Here is a 4,466-nt window from a genome sequence, read left to right as displayed (position 1 = left end):
AGAGAGAGACCAGCGCCGAGTGCCGATGCCCTCGGTTGGGTTCGTCCTTGTGGTCGCCGATCACCGGGCCTTGAGCAGGCTGGTCCAATGGTTGCGGTCCAGTCATTCGGTGCGCAGCCGCCGGTTGAACGATTCGACGAAAACGCGCCCCTGCTCCTCGGCGACGCGGTCCGCCCCGGCGGGTGATCACCGCCAGCGAGGGACGCGGCCGTATCAACAACTCGCGAAGCCTTCAGGAGTTACCGGCACAGCGCTCGCCTCCGACGCCATCGCAAAGGCGTGCACGCGGGCGGTGGCGTTGTCCGCGCGCCAGATCAGTCCCCACTCGATCGGCTCGGCATCGATGATCGGGATAAAGGCGATCTCGGGTCGGGCATAGTACCTCGCCGCGCTCGCGCCGACCGGCAGGGCGCCGTGGCCAGCACCGATCAGTACCAGCAACTCCTGAAACGTCGAAACCGACCAACCAGGCGGGGATCCTTGCCTGGACGAGGCGCTAGTGGGAGCGCGATCCTCGCGCAGCGATTCGGGCATGGTCTCGGGCAACCGCAGGATGGTGATTAAGTCTAGCTCGGCGGTCGATATCGCGTTTCGCTGCGCGAAGTGATGCTGAGAAGACACCGCAAGCATGCGCGGTTCGCTGATCAGGGGCAGCCCGGCAACGATGCCTTCTTCCCTTACCGGGAAAGCGCACAACAACATATCCAACTTGCCCTCGCGAAGCCATGGCAGGGCTTCGGCCAGCTGTGCTTCATGAAGCTGGACGACACAGCCGGGCTGGTCGGCTTGAAATTTCTTCACCACCGATGCAAGGAACACGCCACCAGCGGCATGTATGAAGCCGACATGGAGGCTTCCAGTCATTCCACGACCGACTTGAACTGTCTTACGAAAAGCACTGAGAATCTGATCCCACGCGGGTCGAAGATCATGCTCGAATTGCCGCCCGATATGCGTCAATTCCACGCGCCGACTGGTGCGTACGAACAAGTCTGCGCCGACACGGCGCTCCAATTTCTTGATCGTCTGGCTGACACGGGTAGGAGTGACTCGCAACCGCTTCGCGGTACGACCGAAATGAAGCTCTTCCGCCAGAGTCAGAAAAGCCTCCACCTCATAACGTTCCAACAACCCGCACCTCTGATTGTTTAGCCCAACGCCGAGTGACAATCTGCGCTGGCATATCCGTCTCTGTGAATCACGTCTCGAACTTGTGCCATGACGCGGAGCGCAATGCCGCCAGGCCGGCACGGCCGCGTGAACCGCGTGTTCCGCTCTTGCGCCGCTTCGGTCAACCACTGATAGAATCGATGATGCGATCCATAATTGAATAGGCAGAACGGTCCCGTACAGTAGAGGCTCCCCTTTGGCAACACTGCGATATTCCCTCTGCGGGGGAATATGGCTTCCGAGCATCAGCAGGCCGACACCGACCTTCTCATCGGCGGCCTGCGGGGACTACTCTGGTCCCATCTGCCCCAATGCATGGGACCTATACGGATCGAGCCAACCGGCCACCGCTTTCCAATCGGCGGCAGTCATTCTCGCATCACGGCCCCTCTGCAATTCGACCGAGCGTATTTGGAGATGTCGACATCGGTCCGTTTCCGATACCAGCGCTCTCCCACATCGTGAACAGAATCTATTCGTCATTTGTGTAGCTATCTTCGTCCATTGTTTCTCATCAGCAGAGTCGCAGATAGGTTTGGGCGGCTAGCTTTGCGCAAGCGCCGCCGATCCTGCGCGCCGCGTCGACGTCCATGGGGCTGTTGACCACCATCGATCAAAACCATATTTTGACTTGGCTGCACCCGCTGTATGGCGCAGTGCCGCAGATGTCACATACTGGCCTTTGTTGACCCGATTGGCAGTTTGCGGGAGGGTATGACGCCTTCCTTGTGTGTGATGTCACATTGAGTTCAGGCTATGAGGGCGGCTGTGCTTGATCGACCGCGTTCGCGCATGGGACGCACGGAAACACGCAAGCCGCTGAGGGTGTGACCTGTCTCCGATGAGTGAGACCACTCCCCGATTGGCCCTGGCGAGGGGCTGGAAGGGACACTGAGAAACATGGCAGGACGGAAGCGGCATTCCGCGGAGGAAATCGTGCGGAAGCTGCGCCGTACCGACGAGTTGGCCGCTGCCGGCCACTCGGGCGAGGAGATCGCGGCCGAGTTGGAGGTCTCGGCGGCGACGCTGTACAACTGGCGCCGCCAGTATGGCGGGATGGATACCGACGCGGCCCGCGAGCTCAAGGAGCTGCGAGAACAGAACGCCCAGTTGAAGCGGCTGCTGGCCGATGCGGAGCTGGAGAAGGATGCGCTGCGGGAGATCGCCAAGGGAAAATGGTGAGCCCAGCGGCCGGGCGCCGCGTCGGGGACATGCTTCCAGTGCGGCGATCCGCTTCTTCGCCGAGGCCAGCTCATCAGCTTCCACGCTCGGAATGCCCTCGCGGACTCCTGCATCTACGAGGACCTGCGCCTTCCACCGGCACAACGTGGCAGGCGAGATCCCTGTCTCGGCCGCTATCTCGGCGACGGGCTCGCCGGCTCGCAGCCGAGCGCTTACCTGCCGTCGCATCGCCAGCGAAAAGGATTTCGGCATCGTGACCTCCGGCGGGTCAGTCTGCCATAACTCTCGTAACCGCGGCCCCCTCAGCGGGGGCCAGATCATCCCATCCGGCGTCGTATCATCAGCCGCTTTCGCCAAGGTCCAGCAGTTCTTCCCGGCCAACGACGCCAGCAGACCCCGCACATACAACCGCGCCTGGGCCCGGGGCTCCGCTAGAACCGGCCCGTCACCCCCCCGAACAGATCATCAAGCCCAGCCACCCAGGCGGCCAGATCCTGATCGATCGACACATCCGCAGCTCCTGCACAGGATCGTCCTCGGATAAGCCCGGGAGCCGCTACCACCGTACATGGGCAGAGCCGACTATCCGGCAGTCCCTACTAGTAGGTAAGTGGTACGGAAGAAGGTCGTTCCTTGCTGATGTGCCTTGTTTACCTATGCGACGACCGTAAGAGGTGTCGGCGGGCACGGGCGTCGGAGTTGAGCGTTCCACCGATCGGTTGATGCCCGTTAGCGACGATCGCGACCCCTGCGGTGCACAACGATGTGGAGCCGAGTCGGGCAATGACGCTCAGTGGGGTCGCGGTTATCAACTGGATACGAGTGGCTACGGGTGCCGGGCTGGCCTTTGCGAGCGAGCTGCGGCGAACATAACCATCCGGCTGGCGCAGGCGATGGTCTGCGGTGGTCGGTCGATGCGGAATTGGCTTCTGAGATGAGTGCACTGCTACCTCTTGCCTACGGATACCTGCGCGATGGCTTGCTCGGTGATCGCGACCGCGATGCCGGTGAGGACACGTTGCGAACTGCTGCCCGCTCGCTCGGCTACGAGCTGGGTACCGTGTTCCATGAACCGCCGCCGGAGACTGGACTGCTGCCGCCAGCGTTCGTCGATCTGATCCAGGAATGCCGGCGCGCGGCAGCGCACGCAGTGATCACACTCTCCGGGCACATGTCGAACATGTCGATGTCCCGGATGGTACTGGCGGCGGTCCTGCAAGTGCGTGCCGAGGCCGTCGTCCACGAAGTCGGGTAAAGAATCTACTAGTCTCAGGGTCGGCTACCTCAAGACTCGATCGGCGAGTCGCCCTGTCCTAGCTTGAGTTTTAACCTGTGAACCATCAACGGGTTTGGGGCCGCTTTGGGCTGTCCTGAGATTCTGTCCGCTGGGTTGTGAGACTCCTACCCGGTGAATGGAAGGATCTCCACCCGTGCCGATGATGTACTCACCGCAGTTTCGTGAGCGTGCTGTAGCTCTGATCCTCGACGACGGTCGGCGGGTCGCCGATGTTGCCCGCGATCTGGGAGTCACCGAGGGCTCGCTGTACCGATGGAAGCAGCAGGCCCTGATTGACCGCGGTGAGGCGCCGGGCACTCCGACGGTCGAATCGGTCCAGCTACGAGACGCATTGAACCGGATCGAGCAGCTCGAGGAAGAGTTGCGTGCGACACGACTGGCGGCCGAGATCCTTCACGACACCACGATCAGCCCAAAAGGCGGTTCCCGGTTGTCACGGCCTTGACCGGGCAAGGAATCAACATCCGCACCGCATGCCGTGTGCTCGGGATCTCCGAGCGTGGCTACCGCCATCACCGCAACCGGCCACCCAGCCAGCACCGACGACGCCACGACATGCTTGCCGAAACTATTCGCGCCGTGCACTCCGCGTCACGCGGCTGCTACGGCGTGCGCCGCATCCACGCCGAGCTCACCATTGGCATGGGTATCGAAGTGGGGTCCGGTCAAGTGCACTTGATCATGAAACGCATTGGACTGCAGCGCCTCGGGCTCCAGGAAACGCTATATCAGCAAACAGGACCAGGCCACGCACTCGGATCTGGTGAACCGGAACTTCACCGCAGAGCGGGAGAACCAGCTGTGGTGCACCGACATC

General features: G+C 62.0%; 5 protein-coding genes and 2 pseudogenes. 4 read left to right on the top strand and 3 right to left on the bottom strand.

Annotation, left to right across the window (positions count from 1 at the left end):
* Window positions 1-213 precede the first annotated feature (213 nt).
* A complete protein-coding gene (locus tag ON21_RS30710; protein ID WP_218004165.1) occupies window positions 214-1,128 on the bottom strand; it encodes a LysR family transcriptional regulator in 915 nt (304 codons plus the stop codon).
* 942 nt (window positions 1,129-2,070) lie between these two features.
* On the opposite strand from ON21_RS30710, the gene ON21_RS30705 reads away from it, so the two are divergent.
* Window positions 2,071-2,352: a transposase gene (locus tag ON21_RS30705; RefSeq protein WP_157171040.1), complete on the top strand. Its 282-nt coding sequence runs from the start codon at window positions 2,071-2,073 to the stop codon at window positions 2,350-2,352.
* Window positions 2,353-2,406: 54 nt separating this feature from the next.
* On the opposite strand, the pseudogene ON21_RS40350 reads toward ON21_RS30705, so the two are convergent.
* Both ON21_RS40350 and ON21_RS41275 read right to left on the bottom strand, forming a co-directional pair.
* Window positions 2,407-2,604: pseudogene (locus tag ON21_RS40350) on the bottom strand (helix-turn-helix domain-containing protein); the annotation flags it as partial.
* Window positions 2,605-2,670: 66 nt separating this feature from the next.
* Window positions 2,671-2,855 (bottom strand): annotated as a pseudogene (locus ON21_RS41275) (IS701 family transposase); the annotation flags it as partial.
* 431 nt (window positions 2,856-3,286) lie between these two features.
* On the opposite strand from ON21_RS41275, the gene ON21_RS30700 reads away from it, so the two are divergent.
* The 3 genes from ON21_RS30700 to ON21_RS41095 form a co-directional block, all read left to right on the top strand.
* Window positions 3,287-3,607, top strand: coding sequence for a hypothetical protein (locus ON21_RS30700; protein WP_039803805.1), 321 nt, complete (start codon window positions 3,287-3,289; stop codon window positions 3,605-3,607).
* A gap of 181 nt (window positions 3,608-3,788) precedes the next feature.
* A complete protein-coding gene (locus ON21_RS30695; RefSeq protein WP_245562799.1) occupies window positions 3,789-4,094 on the top strand; it encodes a transposase in 306 nt (101 codons plus the stop codon).
* A gap of 110 nt (window positions 4,095-4,204) precedes the next feature.
* On the top strand, window positions 4,205-4,466 hold a 262-nt coding region (locus ON21_RS41095), incomplete at its 3' end, for a helix-turn-helix domain-containing protein (protein WP_373281162.1).

The sequence above is a fragment of the Nocardia araoensis NBRC 100135 genome (genome assembly GCF_000308435.1).
In the GTDB taxonomy this organism is placed as follows: Bacteria; Actinomycetota; Actinomycetes; order Mycobacteriales; family Mycobacteriaceae; genus Nocardia; species Nocardia araoensis.
Note: the sequence above shows the minus strand (reverse complement) of the source record. Positions and strands in the feature narration are given on the sequence as shown.

What these genes read in the sequence shown, in the direction of transcription:
- ON21_RS30705 (WP_157171040.1), top strand. Translation starts at nt 2,071, where the DNA reads ATGGCAGGACGGAAGCGGCATTCCGCGGAGGAAATCGTGCGGAAGCTG.
- ON21_RS30700 (WP_039803805.1), top strand. Translation starts at nt 3,287, where the DNA reads ATGAGTGCACTGCTACCTCTTGCCTACGGATACCTGCGCGATGGCTTG.
- ON21_RS30695 (WP_245562799.1), top strand. Translation starts at nt 3,789, where the DNA reads ATGATGTACTCACCGCAGTTTCGTGAGCGTGCTGTAGCTCTGATCCTC.